This window comes from Nitrobacter sp. 62-13 (assembly GCF_001896955.1).
Classification (GTDB): domain Bacteria; phylum Pseudomonadota; class Alphaproteobacteria; order Rhizobiales; family Xanthobacteraceae; genus Nitrobacter.
This window is the reverse complement of sequence record NZ_MKRN01000003.1, coordinates 17689-34902: the sequence shown is the minus strand read 5'-3', so window position 1 is coordinate 34902 and position 17214 is coordinate 17689. Positions and strand designations below refer to the sequence as shown.

15 protein-coding genes and 4 pseudogenes are annotated in these 17214 nt (G+C 60.3%); 16 read left to right on the top strand and 3 right to left on the bottom strand.

The window, feature by feature from the left end:
- The first annotated feature begins 206 nt into the window (after window positions 1–206).
- From BGN91_RS00455 to BGN91_RS00445, 3 genes are read left to right on the top strand one after another with little or no spacing between them, the layout of a single operon-like run.
- Window positions 207–1319 carry an adenylate/guanylate cyclase domain-containing protein gene (locus BGN91_RS00455; RefSeq protein WP_292609998.1) on the top strand — a complete coding sequence of 371 codons (1113 nt, stop codon included), beginning with the start codon at window positions 207–209 and terminating at the stop codon, window positions 1317–1319.
- A 10-nt stretch (window positions 1320–1329) separates the two neighbouring features.
- Complete coding sequence (locus tag BGN91_RS00450; RefSeq protein ID WP_292609997.1) at window positions 1330–2811, top strand: adenylate/guanylate cyclase domain-containing protein; 1482 nt, start codon at window positions 1330–1332, stop codon at window positions 2809–2811.
- 9 nt (window positions 2812–2820) lie between these two features.
- On the top strand, window positions 2821–3561 hold the full coding sequence (locus BGN91_RS00445; protein WP_292609996.1) for an E2 domain-containing protein: 741 nt from the start codon (window positions 2821–2823) through the stop codon (window positions 3559–3561).
- 728 nt (window positions 3562–4289) lie between these two features.
- Here the strand turns inward: BGN91_RS00445 and BGN91_RS00440 are convergent.
- Window positions 4290–4394, bottom strand: a pseudogene (locus BGN91_RS00440) (UvrD-helicase domain-containing protein); the annotation flags it as partial.
- A gap of 1 nt (window position 4395) precedes the next feature.
- On the opposite strand from BGN91_RS00440, the pseudogene BGN91_RS00435 reads away from it, so the two are divergent.
- The 4 genes and pseudogenes from BGN91_RS00435 to BGN91_RS00425 all read left to right on the top strand — a co-directional run.
- Window positions 4396–4865 (top strand): annotated as a pseudogene (locus BGN91_RS00435) (3'-5' exonuclease); the annotation flags it as partial.
- 240 nt (window positions 4866–5105) lie between these two features.
- Complete coding sequence (locus tag BGN91_RS17620) at window positions 5106–5303, top strand: TadE/TadG family type IV pilus assembly protein (protein ID WP_366408128.1); 198 nt, start codon at window positions 5106–5108, stop codon at window positions 5301–5303.
- Between the two features lie 424 nt (window positions 5304–5727).
- Window positions 5728–7128: a TAXI family TRAP transporter solute-binding subunit gene (locus BGN91_RS00430; protein WP_292610019.1), complete on the top strand. Its 1401-nt coding sequence runs from the start codon at window positions 5728–5730 to the stop codon at window positions 7126–7128.
- Window positions 7129–7392: 264 nt separating this feature from the next.
- Window positions 7393–7578 (top strand): hypothetical protein, encoded by a 186-nt coding sequence (locus BGN91_RS00425; RefSeq protein WP_292609995.1) that lies wholly within the window; start codon window positions 7393–7395, stop codon window positions 7576–7578.
- Between the two features lie 50 nt (window positions 7579–7628).
- Here the strand turns inward: BGN91_RS00425 and BGN91_RS00420 are convergent, their stop codons facing one another.
- Window positions 7629–8180, bottom strand: coding sequence for a Chromate resistance protein ChrB (locus tag BGN91_RS00420; protein ID WP_292609994.1), 552 nt, complete (start codon window positions 8178–8180; stop codon window positions 7629–7631).
- Between the two features lie 12 nt (window positions 8181–8192).
- Here BGN91_RS00420 and BGN91_RS00415 point away from each other — a divergent pair, with 12 nt between their 5' ends.
- The 6 genes from BGN91_RS00415 to BGN91_RS00390 all read left to right on the top strand — a co-directional run bounded on the left by BGN91_RS00415 (window position 8193) and on the right by BGN91_RS00390 (window position 12793).
- Window positions 8193–8948 (top strand): ABC transporter ATP-binding protein, encoded by a 756-nt coding sequence (locus tag BGN91_RS00415; RefSeq protein ID WP_366408126.1) that lies wholly within the window; start codon window positions 8193–8195, stop codon window positions 8946–8948.
- Window positions 8945–9868: an efflux RND transporter periplasmic adaptor subunit gene (locus BGN91_RS00410; RefSeq protein ID WP_292609993.1), complete on the top strand. Its 924-nt coding sequence runs from the start codon at window positions 8945–8947 to the stop codon at window positions 9866–9868. Before BGN91_RS00415 ends, BGN91_RS00410 begins: the two co-directional genes overlap by 4 nt.
- Window positions 9869–11062, top strand: coding sequence for an ABC transporter permease (locus BGN91_RS00405; protein WP_292609992.1), 1194 nt, complete (start codon window positions 9869–9871; stop codon window positions 11060–11062).
- A 220-nt stretch (window positions 11063–11282) separates the two neighbouring features.
- A complete protein-coding gene (locus BGN91_RS00400; RefSeq protein WP_292609991.1) occupies window positions 11283–11858 on the top strand; it encodes a hypothetical protein in 576 nt (191 codons plus the stop codon).
- Window positions 11859–11881: 23 nt separating this feature from the next.
- Complete coding sequence (locus tag BGN91_RS00395; protein ID WP_292609990.1) at window positions 11882–12229, top strand: cupredoxin domain-containing protein; 348 nt, start codon at window positions 11882–11884, stop codon at window positions 12227–12229.
- 285 nt (window positions 12230–12514) lie between these two features.
- Window positions 12515–12793, top strand: a complete 279-nt coding sequence (locus BGN91_RS00390; RefSeq protein WP_011509516.1) for a hypothetical protein — start codon at window positions 12515–12517, stop codon at window positions 12791–12793.
- A gap of 356 nt (window positions 12794–13149) precedes the next feature.
- Here the strand turns inward: BGN91_RS00390 and BGN91_RS00385 are convergent, their stop codons facing one another.
- Complete coding sequence (locus BGN91_RS00385) at window positions 13150–13464, bottom strand: hypothetical protein (RefSeq protein WP_292609989.1); 315 nt, start codon at window positions 13462–13464, stop codon at window positions 13150–13152.
- Window positions 13465–13675: 211 nt separating this feature from the next.
- Here BGN91_RS00385 and BGN91_RS00380 point away from each other — a divergent pair.
- The 3 genes and pseudogenes from BGN91_RS00380 to BGN91_RS00370 all read left to right on the top strand — a co-directional run.
- A pseudogene (locus tag BGN91_RS00380) lies at window positions 13676–13933 on the top strand (transposase); the annotation flags it as partial.
- Window positions 13934–14180: 247 nt separating this feature from the next.
- Window positions 14181–15617: a glycosyltransferase family 39 protein gene (locus BGN91_RS00375; protein ID WP_292609988.1), complete on the top strand. Its 1437-nt coding sequence runs from the start codon at window positions 14181–14183 to the stop codon at window positions 15615–15617.
- 297 nt (window positions 15618–15914) lie between these two features.
- Window positions 15915–17214 (top strand): annotated as a pseudogene (locus BGN91_RS00370) (KUP/HAK/KT family potassium transporter); the annotation flags it as partial.

Below are 17214 nucleotides of genomic sequence, written 5' to 3'. Positions count from 1 at the left end.
TCGTCGAGAGGCGTTGGGGCCGCAGCGCGAGGGTTCTCGCGGCGTGATCTCGTTCAACATCGGCTGGGTCCGGGCAACGGCTTCCGTTCGACGAGGCGGTGCTCGCGCATTTAAATCGGCATATTCGGAATAGACATACTTAATATGTGGCGAAAGACGATAGCTGCCTTTTAACCCCTTTTGCACGCGCAAGTGGAACACGAGATATGCCGCTTCCCGCCAATGTCGAGTGCAAGCTCGACGTTTTTCTCCAGCAATTCTGTCCGGATCCGACCGCGATCCAGAACGCACTCGAGCGAACGCACCTCGCCACGGTTCTCGACGCCATTCCGGATGAATTGATCTGCAGACGTGGCGATCGCGTTCGAGGATGTTGGCTCGTCATCAGCGGTCAGGTCGAGGTCCGCGCCGACGACCAGATGGTGGCGTTCCGCGCTGCCGGCGAGCTCGTCGGCGAGCAAGGCTTAGTCCATGTGCTGTCGGGCAAAGCCGGCACCCGGACCGCCGACGTCAAGGCCATCGGACCGGTCAAACTTCTCTGCATCGACGCCTCGTTCCAGGAACGCTTGGAGAGCCACGAAAAGGTCATCTGGACGCTGACCCTCGCGAGCGTCATCAACCACAAGCTCGAACAGGCCACCGGCGCGCGCTCGGAATTGCGCAGCCTCGCCTCCGAACACGAACGCCTCCTCCGCCGCTTTTCGGACGGTGACGCACTGGGCCTCGTCAAGATGGCGACCCGGGGCGAGCGGCCTTCGATCCAAGATCGGCGCGCAATCATCTTCTTCAGCGACATCGCCGGCTTCAGCACCTGGTCGGCCTCAAAGTCCTCGAAGGAGGTCGCCGCCCATCTCAGCGAACTCGCCGCCATCCAGATCAATGCGGTGAGAGTTGGCGGCGGCCAGATCGATAAGCTGATGGGCGACGGAGCGATGGCGTACTGGTTCATCGACTCGGGGGACCGCGAAAAATGCGAACCGGCCGCCGTGCTCGCCTGCGTACGCAAGGTAGCTTCGGAGTGCAGAACCTACTTCGAGAAGCACGGCCTGCCCCTGGGTCTGCGCATCGGTCTGCATGCTGGCGATGTCGCGTTCGGCGACTTTGGCGCGGAGAACAGAATCGCCGTCACGCTCCTCGGGGCGGCCGTCAACATCGCGGCCAGGTACGAACAGGCCAAGTTGCCCGAACTCCGCGAGATCAGAATCAGCCCGACGCTGCGCGACCTAATGGTCGCTTCGGGCGCAGACCCCGACACCTTCCGCGGCCCGATGAAGGTGGAAGTGAAGCACGGCGTCGAACTCGACGTCTATTCCATCTGAGGAGAAGGTAATGTCCTGGAATCAAGATCGCGCGAAATCGAGGATTCGCGAACATTTGAAAACCGTGCCCGAAGTCGATCGGCGCGTGGCGCTCGACAGCGCGGTTCTGTCCAAGCGCGGACTATTGAGCCGCATGCCGCTCAGTGAAGCCTTCGTGGTCGAGGGCGCCCATCTCTACGGCCAGCTCCTCGACTTCGAGGATTTGGTGACTGAGCAGGGGCAGGAGACCGAGGCCGCGCATCGCCGTCTACTGCGCTTCCTCGATATGCATTACCGGGTATGGGATTCTCTCGTCGACGGCGACGACGGCGACCGCATCGACTATCACGGTGCTCGCCTGCATGCCGTCGTCGCCTCCCCGGTCGGCGACCCCGCTGCGCAGATCGAGCGAGCTGTGGCGCTTGCCCGCAAGCTCACGGAAGCCGCACAGAAGGTCGGCGAGGCTCACGGCTTCCCTTCCCGCATCCGCTTCGGCATTGATCACGGCAAGTGCCTTGCGATGACTACGGGACGCGGCGCGCATGAAAAGGACACTCTCTTCCTGGGGCGGCCCGCGAACCACGCGGCGAAGCTCGTCGCTTCCGGAGCCGAGCAAGGCATCTTCCTCACCGAAACGGCTCAGAAGCGTGTCGCCGCCGAGGCGATCCGCAAGCATGCAGGCGGCTTGACGCTCGATGAAGCCTACATCGCGACCGCGGTGAGGAAGTACGCCTTCGACAGCCTCGACCGTACGGCTTCCGCCGTCGCGTCCGACCTCTCGGCGCCGATGTTCCGCTTCGAGCGCCCCGACTTACCGCTGTCCTCGGTCAAGTTCGGCGAACTCTCCCCGGCGAACTCGATCCGGATGGGGATGGCTTCGATCTTCGCGGATATCGACGGGTTCACCAATTTCGTCGATCAGTCGATTCAAGGAGGTTCGGAAGCGATCCGCGAGGCGGTCAAGATCGTTCACGTCATCCGCGAAGAACTTAACTCCGTTCTAAAGGAGGATTTCGGCGGCAAACGCGTGCGCTTCATCGGGGACTGCATCCACGGCTGCGTAGCCGAGGGCGAACGTGCCGATGACGCTGCCGGAAGCGTGCGGGAAGCAGCGTTGTGCGCCTCGGCCATGAGGTCGTCCTTCGATCTCTGCCTGGAAGCCGTCCAATCTGACGCCGCCATCGATCTCGCTGTCGGCATCGAATACGGCCCGACGCCCATGACCCGGCTGGGTCACCGCGGCGACGATAGCGTCCGTTGCGCGGCCAGCCGCGCCACGGTCGACGCCGAACGCACCCAGCAGGCCATCGAACGCGGCGGCGTCCGCCTCGGCGCCGTCGCGACCGGCATCGCCGACCCGACCATCCGCAAGCATTTCTCGTCCGGGCGACTGATGTCCTTCGATTCGGCGTCAGACCTGCTGATGACGGCACAGGCTCCGGCGGTGCAGATCCTGCGCAGCGAACCGGCGGCACGATCTCACGCGGCGTCGCCAACGCCGACGCGGGGATGATCGGCCATCATGTCGCTCGATGCGCTCGCACGATGCTGCCCGAATTGGGCCGAGTTCCGGTCGATCCACGCCCGTGAGGCGGAGATCGACGCCGTCGCGGTGCGGAGCAGCAAGGCCTTCACCAGGGTTTTTCAGCTCCGAGCCATCTCCATCGGCAACGAGATCAGAGTGTCCGAACGATTGGTTGGAAGCACGCTGCCGGCGTGCTGCCCCGAGCGGCACATCAATCCGGGCGGATCCTTCTGCATCGGCCTGCGCGCTGGCGAAGGCATCACAGACGAGACCGCGCCGGCGTGGTGGAAGAAGCTGCACGCCTTCGCTCTGTGGCAGGAGACCGCGGAGGAGACGGGATTTTGGCCCAGCGAGGCGCAACTTTCACATGGCGAGGCCGGTGAGGTGGAGCTCGCGGCCGAGAATGCCGCCGATCAGCTTGGGCTGCGCGCCGTCTATCGCGAGGCGGTCGCATTCGACACCGGCTTCATCGCCGCCGGCGTGGGCCGGATCAACGCGAAGACAGGAATGCTCCGCAACGGGCGAAGCGCCTGCATCTGCGGACGCACCGATCGAGGGGGACGCACTCTGCTCCGGAGAGATTGCCACGGCAACGGGCTCGGCTGTCCGATCATTCTCGAACATCGAAGGCGCGCGATGGTCGGCGAATATTGGCGGGGTCTTCGTGGACACGTGACCTGCTGCGGCACCATGCACGAATGCCCACTGAGGGCAATTGATTCCAAACCATCGACATGACGGATCGACCATGATTTCGAACAACCCGCGACGGACCGACGACAGTCGGAAGGAGAACCAAATGAAGCGTGTCTGAAGATTGCTGAAAGGATCGTCGGCTATGCGACGGACCTGCTGCCCCAGGCACCGCTCCAATGGATCATGAAGAAGGCTCAGTCCCAGGGACTCGCGTTCCGCGACGAGGTCGATCTGGACGGCAGCGCGTTGAGTAAATCGACCAAGGCGCCGATAGCAGCAGCCTAAAGACAAGATGTCGCCTACCGCTTCCATAAGCTTCTTCGATCGTAGGTTTCCCGCCGGCTGGCGCGTTTTGGGGGGCGGCTGGACGGCGGCGCTGTCCACCACCTCGCATCGCGGCATCGTTGACAGTTGCCGATTTTCAGCTCCCACCTAAGGAGCAGCTGGGCGTATCCGCCAGAAAACCCGGAGGTTAGTATGCTGTACATCTTTGATAGAACGAACATTTCTGCTCTCTTGAAACCTCATGACGTGCGGCACTCAAGATGGCCCCTTGCAGGAGATCTCCGAAGGTCTGGCTTCCAACAGAGGCAGGTGGCTGTTTCCGAAACTGCGACGCGCCTCGAACGATGCTCTTGCGGACGCCAAGGAAGTCCCCGAGGAGATCGTCAAGACTTGGCGCAACCAGATTATCCTCAAAGCTCGCGCACTGGAGCACGTCCGACAAGCCCGCCACCATCGTCATGCCGACCGGCACCGGCAAGACAGAGAGCGCGAAACGAATAGATGAATTGGGCGTCGTCGCCGACGACCGTGAGTCCGTGGCCGCCGGGCTTCAACGCCAGCAGGATTGAGGATTGAAGGCGGTTGGTGTCTGATCGCATCCATGAAGACGCGATGACCCGCCGTGCCGACTTGATCCAGCTCGAGCAGATCGCGGCAGGCTATCCGTCGCGGGAGCGTTTCCTCACCGAACTGACGCTCGACCCACCGGACGCGACCAGCGACCAGGCCGGCGTTCCCTTGCTCGACGAGGACTATTTGATCCTGTCGACCATTCATTCCGCCAAGGGCCAGGAGTGGAAACCTGTGTTTGTGCTCAATGTCGTTGATGGCTGCATTGCATCGGATCTTGGCGCTGGTACGACCGCAGAGATCGAGGAGGAGCGCCGGCTGCTTTACGTCGCGATGACGCGCGCCAAGGACGACCTCCACCTCTTGGTGCCGCAGCGATTCTTTACACATCAGCAATCCGCGCATGGCGATCGTCAGTCTACGCGTCGCGGACACGCTTCATTCCACAGAATATCCTGCCCTACTTCGCAGCCGCGGCGTGGCCCGTCGCAAGCTCGGAATCGATCGCACGGGCGCGGGCGCCGCCGGTTTACAGCATCGCACGGAGAATTCCATGCAACGCGATCGCGCTCAACCCAGCCGGAGACATGGAATCACGCCGATTCCGCCAAATCAAATTGCAAGGAAATCGATATCGACATCCCCAAAACCAGCAATATCGAATACTTCCAAAACCCGCGAAATCATTCCGCCAGGACGGCTTCTGCATTTTTCACGGGCGATGAAATACTGTGTGGCACGACGAACGAGGCACGACCGCGGTAGAATTTGCCATCGTGGCGCCGGTCTTTATCGCGTTGCTCATCGGCACGTTCGCATTGTGCATTGCACTATTCCTGGTGGGGAGCCTTCACTACGCCGTAGCCATTACTTTGGTCCGAGCGTGTCACCCACGTTCACCTATGCTGCCGCAACCTGCGGTTCCGTGAGCGCATCGATCAACTATTCTATGAACGTGGGATTCGGGACGTTCACTGTTCCGATCAATGCTACGGCGTGCTTTCCTTAAGGCACGGACGCATTAGCACGCAGCCAGTCGCGCCTCGCTTCAACATATCCTGAAATGTCGAGCGCTGCCGAACACCGGCAGGAACTGCTTCGGGCTTTTCTAACAATTCAGTGTTTTAGCGGCGTCGACGCGGGACCGGCTGACGCTGATCAGGTTGTTCGAAGGACTTCGCAGCCTGGGCTATACCGGCGGCTATGATGCGGTTCATCATTATTCCCGCCAGCTCCGATAAGGCAATAGGCGATCACTTCGCGGCTTTCCGGAAGTTCGCCCAGCGGCGAGAACCGTGGTATTCCTCAGATCAGAAGTCTTTTTCGGTTATTCGCTTTAGCCCGGCAGCAACAATGTCTGCATCAGACGACGATGTCCGCGATCTCAAAGAGAACCGGCGCCGTAAACGCCGGAACTCGTTGCTACAGCTTCTCCTCGCCGGACTGCTGGTGTTCGCCGCCGCCACGGGCGGACTGTATTACGCCTTGCGGCCGGTCACGCTTCGGATTGCGGTTGGTCCGCCCGGAAGCAACGATCAGAAGCTGATCCAGGCGATGGCGGAAACCTTCGACCGCGGTCGAAATGCAGTGAGGCTGTCTCCCATCGTTACCGAGGGAGCGGCGCAAAGCTTGGCCCTTCTCGGCGCCTCCACGGCAGATCTCGCGGTTGCGCGCGGCGATCTGGACATGCCCGGCGAAGCCGAAGCGGTCGTCATCGTGCGCAACGACGTGGCCGTGCTGTGGTGGCCTTCCGGTCTTCCTGGCAGAGTATCGAAAAAACGAAGGGCGCCGAAAATCAAGGCCATCGACGAACTCGAGGGCCATCGGCTCGGCGTGATCGGCACGACGCCGGCGAATATCGCCTTGCTACGGATGATCCTGACTGAATCTGGCGTTGCCCCTGACAAGGTCGCGGTCACGCAGTTCGGTACCGACCAGATCGAAGAGCTGGCGCGAGACCCGAACCTCGACGCCTTTATGACGGTCGGCCCGGTGGACAGCAAGATCACCGCCGATGCGATTGCCGCGACGACGCGCGCCAGAGGCGAGCCGAAATTTCTCCCGATCGACGTCTCGGAAGCGATCGCCCTGAAGCATCCGCTCTATGAATCCGCGGAAATCCCGGGCAGCGCCTTCAATGCGAACCCGGCATGGCCGGATGACAAGGTTGAAACCGTCGGCGTGAGCCACCTGATCGTAGCGCGAAAATCTTTGTCAGAGACCACGGTCGCCACCCTCACCCGGCAGGCGCTTGCTGCTCGCCATAGGCTGGCCAGGGAAGTGCCGGGCGGCCCCCACATCAAGAAGCCGGACACCGACAAGGACGCCGCACTGCCCGTGCATCGCGGAGCGGCGGCCTATATCGATGGCACTGAACGCACCTTCCTGGATCGGTACGGCGATTACTTCTGGTTCGCTCTCCTGCTGCTCTCCGGCATTGGCTCGGCCGGCGCTTGGTTGCGTCAATATCTGAAGCGCGATGAGCGGGAAGAAATCACTGAACTCCGCAACAAGATCATGGCGATGATCTCGAAGTTGAGCACCGCGCAATCGGTCGAGGCATTGCTGGTGATGCAGCGCGACTTCGACGCGATCATACGCGAAACGCTCGAGTGCCATGATGATGGCGCCATCGACGAAGAAGACCTCGCAGCCTTTGGCCTAGCACTCGAACTGTTCGATCATGCAGTCGCCGACCGCCGCGCAGCATTGGAAGCGGGGCCACCCGAATCGACTCGCCTGCGCGCGCGTTGAGGTAATCAAGCACTATGGGAAAGCTTTTCGCGTCGAGCGCGAGCGATTGTTCAGGACCTATTAAATTCTTGCGGGCCGATTGCCGCCGAACCTCGGGGAAATGTTAGAGCCGAGCGGACATATGCTATGGCATGCCAGCTCACGGCAGTGCGCGGCGCTCAAGAGCATCAACGCGTCTGCCGAGAACGTGGTGCGTGGTGTCATGGCCGACGTGGCGCTCAAGGTGGGTCGCACGAGGGGCGACTGCTGACGCAGTTCTTCACGGTGCGGACATTTGGCGCTGCCACGCTCGACACGTTCCGCGCCGCTGGCGTGCGTCAGGTGGGCACGCGACGCGAGGCGCGGCCCGCGCGCCTGACGACCGACGCCAAGAAGCGCAAGGCTCCGAGTGGCAAGGCCCTGAGCAAGATATTCAAGGCCGAGCGCAAGATACAGGCGCTGGGCGAGTAGCACCAACAGAACCCGATATCGCGAACCATCGGCTGGTCAGTAATCAGGCCTCACTCCCTGGCGTGATTTTCGTCCTGGGCCTCGAACACGCGCTGCGCATAACTCTCAAGCAATGCTTCGCAATCCTGCAACTTCTTCTCCGCCTCCGTGGCGAGGGGGGCGCCGTAAAAATCGAGTTTCTTGATTTTCCCGAGCCACCCCTGAAGCTTTTTGAGATCAGTATCCTCCTCCTCGAGTTCGGCATACGTGAACTTGTTGATGGAGAACTCCTTCGCGATCTCTTTCTCAAAGCCTGCGCAGCGCCCGAGGAATTCACGGTACTGATCGTCCCGGTCGGCGTTGAATCGATCGATGACTTTCCCCTCCTGGCCTTTGTCGAGCGCAACCGTCTCCAGAATGACCGCCTCGCCACCCATCTCGGCGACTTCGTTCTCGACCATCTTCAACTGCCGAACATGCGTGTCCGTCTTCGGCAGCAGGCAGACACCGTTCTGAAGATAAACCGCACCCATGCCTTTCAGGCGACGCCATAGCGCGACCCGCCTGGCGCCCGGCTCCGCGGGCACTTTGTACGTCAGAAGCAGCCAATTAAGTTGTGACATAGCTACAATGTAATGATACGACTGTTACAAATCAAGCGGAACGACTTCGACATGCATCCCTCCTCCAGCGTCGTTTACTGCCGCGGTCTAATGAAAGGGTTCGGCTCAGGCCCAACCGCCGTCCGCGCGCTGCGAGGAGTCGATCTCGACGTCAGAGGTGGTGAGATATTGATGATTATGGGGCCGTCGGGATGCGGAAAGACCACTCTGCTCTCCGTGATCTCGACCCTGCTCGACCCCGATTCCGGGACCTGCGTGGTACTGGGACGGGATCTTGCGCGAATGACACCGCTCGAGCGTGCACGCTTTCGGTGTGCAACGGTCGGGTTCGTCTTTCAAAGATTCAATCTGCTACCGGGCGTCTCGATCCTCGACAACGTCACCGTCCCTCTTCTGATCGGCGGACACTCCCGCAACCACGCCGAAAGCAGGGCCGTCAAGATTCTGGACGAACTGGGTCTCCGCGATCGCACCTCGGCGTCACCGAACGAGCTGAGCGGAGGCCAACAGCAGCGGGTAGCCATCGCCCGCGCCCTCGTCCACAACCCGAAACTCATCGTATGCGACGAGCCGACGAGCGCGCTGGATCAAACGACAGGACAGATGGTGATGGAAACGTTGCACGCCCAGGCCCGACAGACCGATCGCGCGGTGATCGTCGTGACTCACGACGCACGCATCATGAACTACGCGGATCGGATCGTGCGGATGGAAGATGGAGCCATCATCAGCTGCAACGATGCGGTCGAACTGGAGATGCCGTCATGATCGGCAAGTATGTGTTGCCCGCGCTGGCGGTCATGGGCCTTATTGCCGCCGCCTTCGAAATCCTCACCGGTGAACATCAGCCCGCCTATTCGGCACCGGCTGCACGCTCGGTTGAAGCTCCCTTCGCCTCGAACGTGGCGGGTACGGGCATTGTCGAAGCCAGCACCGAGAACATTGCGATCGGGACGCCAGTCTCAGGCGTTGTTGCAAGCGTGCTGGTGAGGCCTGGCAGTCACGTCCGTGCGGGGGAGGTCCTCTTCAAAATCGATGATCGGGAATTGACAGCCCAATTGCTACCGGCGACTGCCCAGGTTGGTGAAGCAGAGGCGACGCTTGCCAGGGACAAGGATGTCCTCGATCGCGGAGAGGCTCTGTCAAAGGCCAACAGGGATGCCATTACTGTCGAGGAGTTGCGACGGCGGCGCTTCGTGGTCGCGATCGATCAGGCAACATTGGATCGCACAAAGGCCGACGTCGAGCGCCTCAAGATCCTGTTGTCGAGATACACTATCACCGCGCCGGTGAACGGACTCGTGATGCAGGTAAAGATCCGCACCGGCGAATTCGCAACGACCGGCGTACTTGATCCCCCGTTGATGGTCCTGGGCGGCGATGCGCGGCTCCATGTTCGTGTGGACATCGACGAACAACAAGCCTGGCGGGTCAAGCAGGGAGCGCCCGCAGTCGCCTTCGTCCGGGGAAACCCGGATCTCAAGACATCGTTGAAGTTCGAGCGGCTGGAGCCGATGGCGGTACGCAAGGCATCCCTGACAGGCGAGAGCATCGAGCGGACCGACACGAGGGTACTGCAAGTAATCTACAGCTTTGATCCCACCGCGCTGCCGGTCTACGTGGGGCAGCAACTGGACGTGTTCATCGACGCATCCCCGGACGAGGTTCTCGCAGGTGGAGTTCGATAGGTGCTGCGCCTGGGCATGCGGATGCTGATCGCCGACCGGGCCAGATACCTCGCCCTGCTGTTCGGCATTGCCTTCACCGCCTTTCTGGTCTCCTTCGCCGCCTCCTTTTTCTGCGGGTTCATGACGCGCAGCTTTGCCCTGATCGCGGAGAATCCTGCCGCGGACGTATGGGTCATGGACCCCGCGATCGTGACGCCCGAGCAGACCGTGAACATGCCTGGCGCTACCCTGAACAGAATCCGCAGCGTTGACGGCGTGTCGTCCGCGAGGCCGCTGGCGCTCGGCGCTTCGGCCGTCCGGTTCGGCAACGGAGGGATCCAGGTTTTCCAGATCATTGGCGTCGATGACGCGACGCTGGCTGGAGCGCCTTCGCTTGAAGATGGCCTTTCGCAGACGGTGCTTCATCATCCTGACGCCGCTGTGCCCGCAGCGGGTGGCACTGAGGGCAAGCTGGAGACTCCGGCGCGACCAAGCGACCTCTGGCCGACTGATGGCCCCCATCTTGACGTACCGACACGGCAGGTCACGGCCGGGGACGACGTCGTGGTGAACGGGCACCGCGTCAAGATCGAAGGCGTCGCATCAGCCTTGCCGCGTTTCCCGCCCCGGCCGCTCCTCTACATGACGTTTGCCAACGCCTCTCGCGTCCTGCCGCCCGAGCGGCGCATCCTGACCTTTGCACTGGTCAAGGCCAAACTTGGCATCGATTCACATGAACTTGCTGCGCGCATCGAGGCCTCGACCGGTCTGCGCGCACGGACCGCGCAGGAGTTCCGGTCCGACACCGTCTGGTGGTTCCTGATGAACTCCGAGGACGTCGGCGATGTCGCCTCAATGCTGGTGCTGGCCATGGCCGTCGGCTTCGGGGTCACGGGTGTGATGCTCTACATGTTCACCCACGCAAGCCTTGGTCAGTATGCTGTCCTGAAGGCGATGGGCGCGACGTCGAAGATGTTGATATCGATTGTCTGCGTCCAGGCTGGGTTTTGTGCGCTCGTCGGAACCGGTCTCGGACTTGGCATGTGTGCGATCGCAGGCCGTTTGACAGATTCTCAAGGACTCCCGTTCCGGATGATGTGGTTCACTCCGCTGGTCGGCGCCGCAGCGGTTCTTGTGGTTAGCCTGGCCGCCGCCCTGATTTCCTTCCGCCCGGTCGTGAAACTTCAGCCAGCGACCGTGTTTTCAATGAATTGAATACTGAGTTGCGGCCAGCCTCGTAGTTACGGCCGCTTCAACCAACCTGTGCGCGCGGCGGTGGCGCTACAGAGTTTGCGCCCGGAACGTCATTCCGCGCCCGGGCAAACGTGACGGCAGCTATCGGGCCAGCGAAACCAAATATGAGTTCGAGTTCACGCCGTCGCAGTTCATCCAGATCGAGTTCGGCGCGCTAGGGTCCACGCAGGATATCCGCAACGTGCCGGATCTGGACGACCGAAGGCGGCTGGTCCTCAGCGGCGGATTCGCCGAATTCCGCTATCTCGCGCTCGAGCGCACGTCGAGCAATCCGCTCGCGGTGACGCTGGCGGTCGAGCCGACATTCCGCCGTATCGATGAAACCGGCGGCGAGCGTATCCGCAACTACGAACTCGAAACAACCATCAATGCCGATCTCGAGTTGGTCAAAAACCGGTTGTTTGCTGGCTTCAATTTCCTTTACGAGCCGGAGGTTACCCTTACCGCGCTCGACGAAACCGTGCGCGAAGCCAAGCTCGGCGGTTCGGCCGCGCTATCATGGCGAGTAACGCCGGACGTGGTGATCGGCGGCGAGGTCTGGTACCTGCGGCACTACGACAGCTTCGGTCTGCACGACTTCACCGGCGACGCGGTGATGCTCGGACCCACGCTCTATGTCCGCTTTGCGCCGAAGATGTTCATGACCGCAGCCTGGAACACCCAGGTTTGGGGCCGCGAGATCGGCAATCCGGTTTCGCTCAATCTCGCCGAATTTCAGCGCAATCGCGCGCGGCTCAAGTTCGCCGTCGAATTCTGACGTCCAGCACCGGAGATATCTTCATGTCATTTGCACGCACTGTTCTCCTCGTCGCGGCTGCCGCGGCCCTTAGCCTCGCCATGCCGCTGCTAGTCGCCCACGCCCAGCAGGCGGCGAGCCTCACGGTAACCTATAGCAACGGCCAGTTTCAGCCCTCGGCCTTGCATGCGCCGGCCAACACGCCGCTGGCGCTGACGGTCAAGAACCTCGATCCCAAGTCGATGGAATTCGAGAGCAACTCCCTGCGCGTCGAAACAGTCATCGCCGCCAAGAGCGAAGGCGTCATCAAGCTGCGGCCGCTCCAGCCGGGAAAGTATGATTTCTACGACGACTTCGGTGGCAAGGCGGACGGCACCCTGACGGTCCAGTAACTGGCTTTGGCTCAATCTTCTGGCTTCACCGGCCAGGTCGCAATACGGTCGATGCCATTGGCAACAACGACGGTGCATTCACAGGGGCGTATACATTCAAGTAATGCTCGACACACAAAACCCGACCGCTCCCGACGCGCTCGTCGGTTTGTTGGAGTCGGATTGAAGACCGAGTACGTCCGCGGCTTACGGCTGACCGAGGGCGCATTATTCATCGACCATCATTCATTCGCCATACATTTTGCGGTATATTACGCCAATTCTATCATCCAACAGGACACGGCTGTGAAAAAGCTCCTTCCGCTTGCATTTGTTGCACTCTGTCTCGTTCCCACCGCTTCTCAGGCACACGATGGCCAAATTGCTGCCGGGGTTGCCGGTGGGCTTCTTGGTGGGATGCTGCTAGGCGGTGCATTAGCCCCCCGCCCGTACTATGCGCCCGCTCCGGTCTATGTTGAGCCTGAGCCCGTCTATGAGAGACGCTGCTACTGGTCCCGTGGGGAAGCCTATTGGGATGACTGGCGCGAGCGTTGGGTGCGCCCGCGAGTGCGGGTTTGTGATTGACACCAAGGCCGCCGACTAGGGCGGCCTTCTTATTTTATGTAGGAATGGACGGACTTGCGAGACATCCTTTTGTCTTGAGGCTCAAAGGCAGGAAGGATGATCGGGACACACGTTCAGGCGCTCTCCGAATGGGAGCAGTTCTACAACCTCTCCCGACCTCACGGCGCATTCAACGCAAAGGCACCTTACGAAGGTCCTCCGCGAACGACTATGATTGACAAGCAGGCGTCTCATAAGCGCGTCCTCAATACAGCGACGCCGCCAGTTAAGAACGGTCTCATGATCTCGCACAGGCCATACGCCCACTGCGCGCTCCGTCGGCCGCCGGATCGTCCCAGATCGAAATCGAGAAGCAGTCATAACAGGCATCTCTGTTCACTTAAGGCGTATCGCTGTTCGTAACGCGCGAGAATACGCCGCCAACCTACTGAAAGATGACGAGCGACAAGCGAACCGATTGGCGTGGTTGCGTAGCGCACAAGCAACAGATCAATCACCTCGTCGGCTATTTCGTGCATGAATTGCTCTTTCCAGTAGGCGGCCACGCGGAAAGATGCTGTCGCCGGCGGATTGAATCTGAAGATATGAATATTCCCCGTCAGCACCCGTGAGACAAACTGAGGGTTTGGCGCATGGGATGGGATGCTCTCGATAGCGAAGGCAATCCACATAGTCACCTTATCCGTGTTGATTAAACGCTCACAACCCGTGGCGGCCGACCGTCACCACGGGGTGCATGACTGCAATCTTTGTAATCTTTGTGTAAGTCACGCCTGATAAATCATGAACACCGGCTCCGGGTAGCGCTGAAGAGGTAAAAAACAATTGTCCGGATTTTGATGTTGGTTTTTCGGCGGATTTGCTGACGGCGACGATCGGCCAATGAGACGGGAACTGTGCGCGCGGATTGTCGAGGTTTTGAAGCAGGCGGAGCTGGGCCTTCCGGTGGCGGATCTAATCATGAAGGTAGGGATATCAGAGCAGACCTTTTACCTGTGGAAGACGCAATACGCCGGACTGGGATCGGACCAGGTCCGGGAGTTCACGCAGCTGTTTGAGGAAAATGCGCGGCTGAAGAAGCTTTTGGTAGATCTTAGCCTGGACAATGCGGTGCTGCAGGACGATCTGTCAAAAAAGCTTCCCAGCACGCGCTGATGAAGCAAGGTTGTCGCCTACCGGCTGCAGGCCGCTTAGACTCTACCTTCCGACGACGACCTCTCTTCTCGGATTTCCTCCGATCATTTCCGGTTCTGGGCTGATCGCTCATGGCGCACAGGGGTTAATGTTGACGGCAATAGCCATAAGCGGGCCGTTCGCCGCGATCTGGAACGGCCGCCTGGTGCAGGCGAGCGCCGATTTCGTGCGGCGGAGTAGCGGCGCCCGGCTGTTGGGCATCACGCTGGCGGCCTATTCTTTGCTGTGGTTGCTGTATTTCTCGATCTCGCACGCGACAGTGGATATCCATTCCGACGTCAGTGAGGCGTCAGTGTGGGCGCGAACATTTTCGCTCGGTTATAAGCATCCGCCGATGATGGCATGGATTTTCCGTGCCTGGTTAGCGGTATTTCCGCGCACCGACTGGGCCGCCTATCTTCTGGCTGTCGTCAATCTAGCCGCGACACTGTCAATAACCTGGGCGATCCTGCGCGATCATCTTGATAAGGAGCGGGCGCTTGTCGGTGTGGCGGCACTGATCCTCATTCCGTTCTATACGTTTCTGGCGTCGCGCCTTAATGCCAACACGGTGATGATGCCGTTCTGGGCGGCGACCGTGCTGTTCTATCTTCGCGCTCGCCGCAATGTTCGATGGACCAATGCGGTTTTTACGGGTGTGTTCGCCGGCCTGACATTTCTTGGAAAATACTGGGGCGTCTACCTGATCGCAGGCATCGCGGTTGCGTCTTTTGCGGGCGAGGACCTCAAGCGTTTCTGGCGATCTGGCGCGCCGTTCCTGATGGCCGCCGCCGCCCTGGTCGTGCTTGGGCCGCACATCCACTGGTTGATCACCGAACGCGATCACCCCGTAGAGAATTACCTGACGACAAGCGTGATGGTCTCTGAATCGTTTGGTTCGGCGCTGAAGACCTCTGCATTCTATCTCGGTGGCATCCTCAGCTATGTCGTGATGCCTCTCGTTTTTTTCGTAATGCTGAAGCCGGATCGCGCGGCTTGGCGGGGTGCGATCTGGCCCGCCGACCCCGGGCGTCGTCAGGCGCTGCTCCTGCTCGTTGTCCCGCTGGTATTGCCAGCTTTGGTCAATCTCGCGTGGCCCCACCGTTTGACGCCGGTGTGGGCGTTTCCAAACTGGGCGTTGTTGCCGGTGGTGTTGTTCGGCTCACCGCGACTTAACGTGCCGACAATCGCCGCGGCTCGCGCCTGCATGATGGCACTCGCGGTGTCGATTGCGAGCGTGATGGTTTCACCACTAGTCGCGCGTGCACATCTCAGCCCGCGACAGACCGCTCATGATGCGCATTACCGCCAGATCGCCACGGAAATCGTGCGCCTTGCCAACTCGGAGGCGGTGCTGATTGGTGGCAGCGAGGAGATCGTTCGGGGTTTGTTTTACTATCTGCCCGCGGCGTGGCCCATGGGCAATCCGCCGAAAAATAGAGACGTTCAGCTCTCAATCGCCGCCCGGGTCATGGTCTGCAGCAAGGACGACGCGTCGTGCCACGCCGCGGCCCGTTTGCTTACTGGAAGCTCCGGCAGCGTATCGGACATCACATTTTCCAAGACATACCTTGGCTATTCGGCACCGCCGCAGACGTATCTAATCGCGGTGGCGCCTATCATGAGCCGACTCCGGCGTAGCACTCATTGAGCTGAGGTACAGGCGCAAGAGCGATATGGTTCAACGCCCACATTTCTCCTGCTCAATTAAATCGGCGCAGACACACGATAGCTTGCAGCCGGAAATGCGGTAGCGTCCTAATTTGAATTTGGCGGCTCATACAATCCGGTCACGACGATGCCGGGGTATCTCCCGTCGCTGGGCTTCAGCTACCGCAGTAACTACTGTTTCCATGTTAATGATGGTCGCGAGCGAGACAGTTAGTGAGAAAGAAGAGAAAGGACGCGACCTTTGAGTGGGACTCAAGCATCGACACCACCTGCCACGATGCGACCAACGCCACAGGGGCGGTTGCCTTTATTGGGCCTGTCAGCGCTCGGCATCGTATTCGGAGACATCGGAACGAGCCCACTCTATACATTCAAAACGATCCTGAGCACTGCTGGAAAATCTCCCGATGCCGCGTCCGTCCTGGGCGCACTTTCACTCGTGTTCTGGACGCTCTTCATCATTACTACTGTCAAATACGTTTTGGTCGCTATGCGCGTCGACAATGACGGCGAAGGCGGCATTTTGGCGTTGATGGCACTTTTGGGCCTGAAGAAGCAGCACCGACCGACCATCGTCGCGGTCGGCCTCTTCGGCGCTGCGCTGATTTATGGTGATGGCGCAATCACGCCAGCAATCTCGGTCCTTTCCGCACTCGAAGGGCTCGAAATGGCGACTCCTGCGTTGCAGCCCTACGTGGTCCCCGCGGCTGTGGTCATCTTGTTCCTGCTGTTTGCGATCCAGTCGCAGGGCAGCGCTAAGATCGGCCATCTGTTCGGCCCTGTGATGCTGGTTTGGTTCGTTGTCATGGCGGTGCTGGGACTTGTCGGCATCGCCAGACATCCCGGCGTATTGGCTGGGCTTAACCCGCTCTATGGCCTTTCTTATTTGTTCTCAAGCGGAGTTACCGGATTTCTGGTGCTGGGCGCTGTCTTTCTTTGCGTCACTGGCGCCGAAGCGCTTTATGCCGACATGGGGCATTTCGGCGCCGGCCCCATCAAAGCGGCTTGGTTCGCGATCGTGTTTCCTAGTCTGATCCTGAACTATGCCGGTCAAGCGGCCCTCGTGCTGGAGGGAACGCCAACCGACGGCAACATCTTTTACCGGTTGTGCCCGGACACGTTGCTGCTGCCACTGATCGTACTCGCGACGGTCGCCACCATCATCGCCAGTCAATCAATCATCACCGGAGCTTTCTCGATGACGCGGCAGGCGATCCAGCTCGGCTGGCTGCCGCGGCTGCAAATCAAGCAGACTTCCTCGGAGGGCTACGGACAAATTTACGTCGGCGTGGTCAATTGGCTTTTGATGATCGTGACACTCGGGCTGACCATCGGCTTCGCCAAATCTGACAATCTGGCATCCGCCTACGGCATCGCAGTTTCGTTGACAATGCTGATGACCTCGGCCCTGCTGTTCATCGCGATGAGAGAAATCTGGCGGTGGAGTCTTGTTGCCGCAGGCGTGGTCACTGCTTGCTTTTTCGCCGTCGACGCCGCCTTCTTTCTGGCCAATCTAACAAAGGTGGCAGAGGGGGGATATGTGCCGCTGATCCTGGCTGTATCCGTCTATGGTGTCA

Coding starts and splice junctions, on each gene's coding strand:
- BGN91_RS00385 (WP_292609989.1), bottom strand. CDS start 13,464: ATGTGGATTGCCTTCGCTATCGAGAGCATCCCATCCCATGCGCCAAAC.
- BGN91_RS00415 (WP_366408126.1), top strand. CDS start 8,193: ATGATACGACTGTTACAAATCAAGCGGAACGACTTCGACATGCATCCC.
- BGN91_RS00410 (WP_292609993.1), top strand. CDS start 8,945: ATGATCGGCAAGTATGTGTTGCCCGCGCTGGCGGTCATGGGCCTTATT.
- BGN91_RS00420 (WP_292609994.1), bottom strand. CDS start 8,180: ATGTCACAACTTAATTGGCTGCTTCTGACGTACAAAGTGCCCGCGGAG.
- BGN91_RS00430 (WP_292610019.1), top strand. CDS start 5,728: ATGTCTGCATCAGACGACGATGTCCGCGATCTCAAAGAGAACCGGCGC.
- BGN91_RS00445 (WP_292609996.1), top strand. CDS start 2,821: ATGTCGCTCGATGCGCTCGCACGATGCTGCCCGAATTGGGCCGAGTTC.
- BGN91_RS00395 (WP_292609990.1), top strand. CDS start 11,882: ATGTCATTTGCACGCACTGTTCTCCTCGTCGCGGCTGCCGCGGCCCTT.
- BGN91_RS00455 (WP_292609998.1), top strand. CDS start 207: ATGCCGCTTCCCGCCAATGTCGAGTGCAAGCTCGACGTTTTTCTCCAG.
- BGN91_RS00450 (WP_292609997.1), top strand. CDS start 1,330: ATGTCCTGGAATCAAGATCGCGCGAAATCGAGGATTCGCGAACATTTG.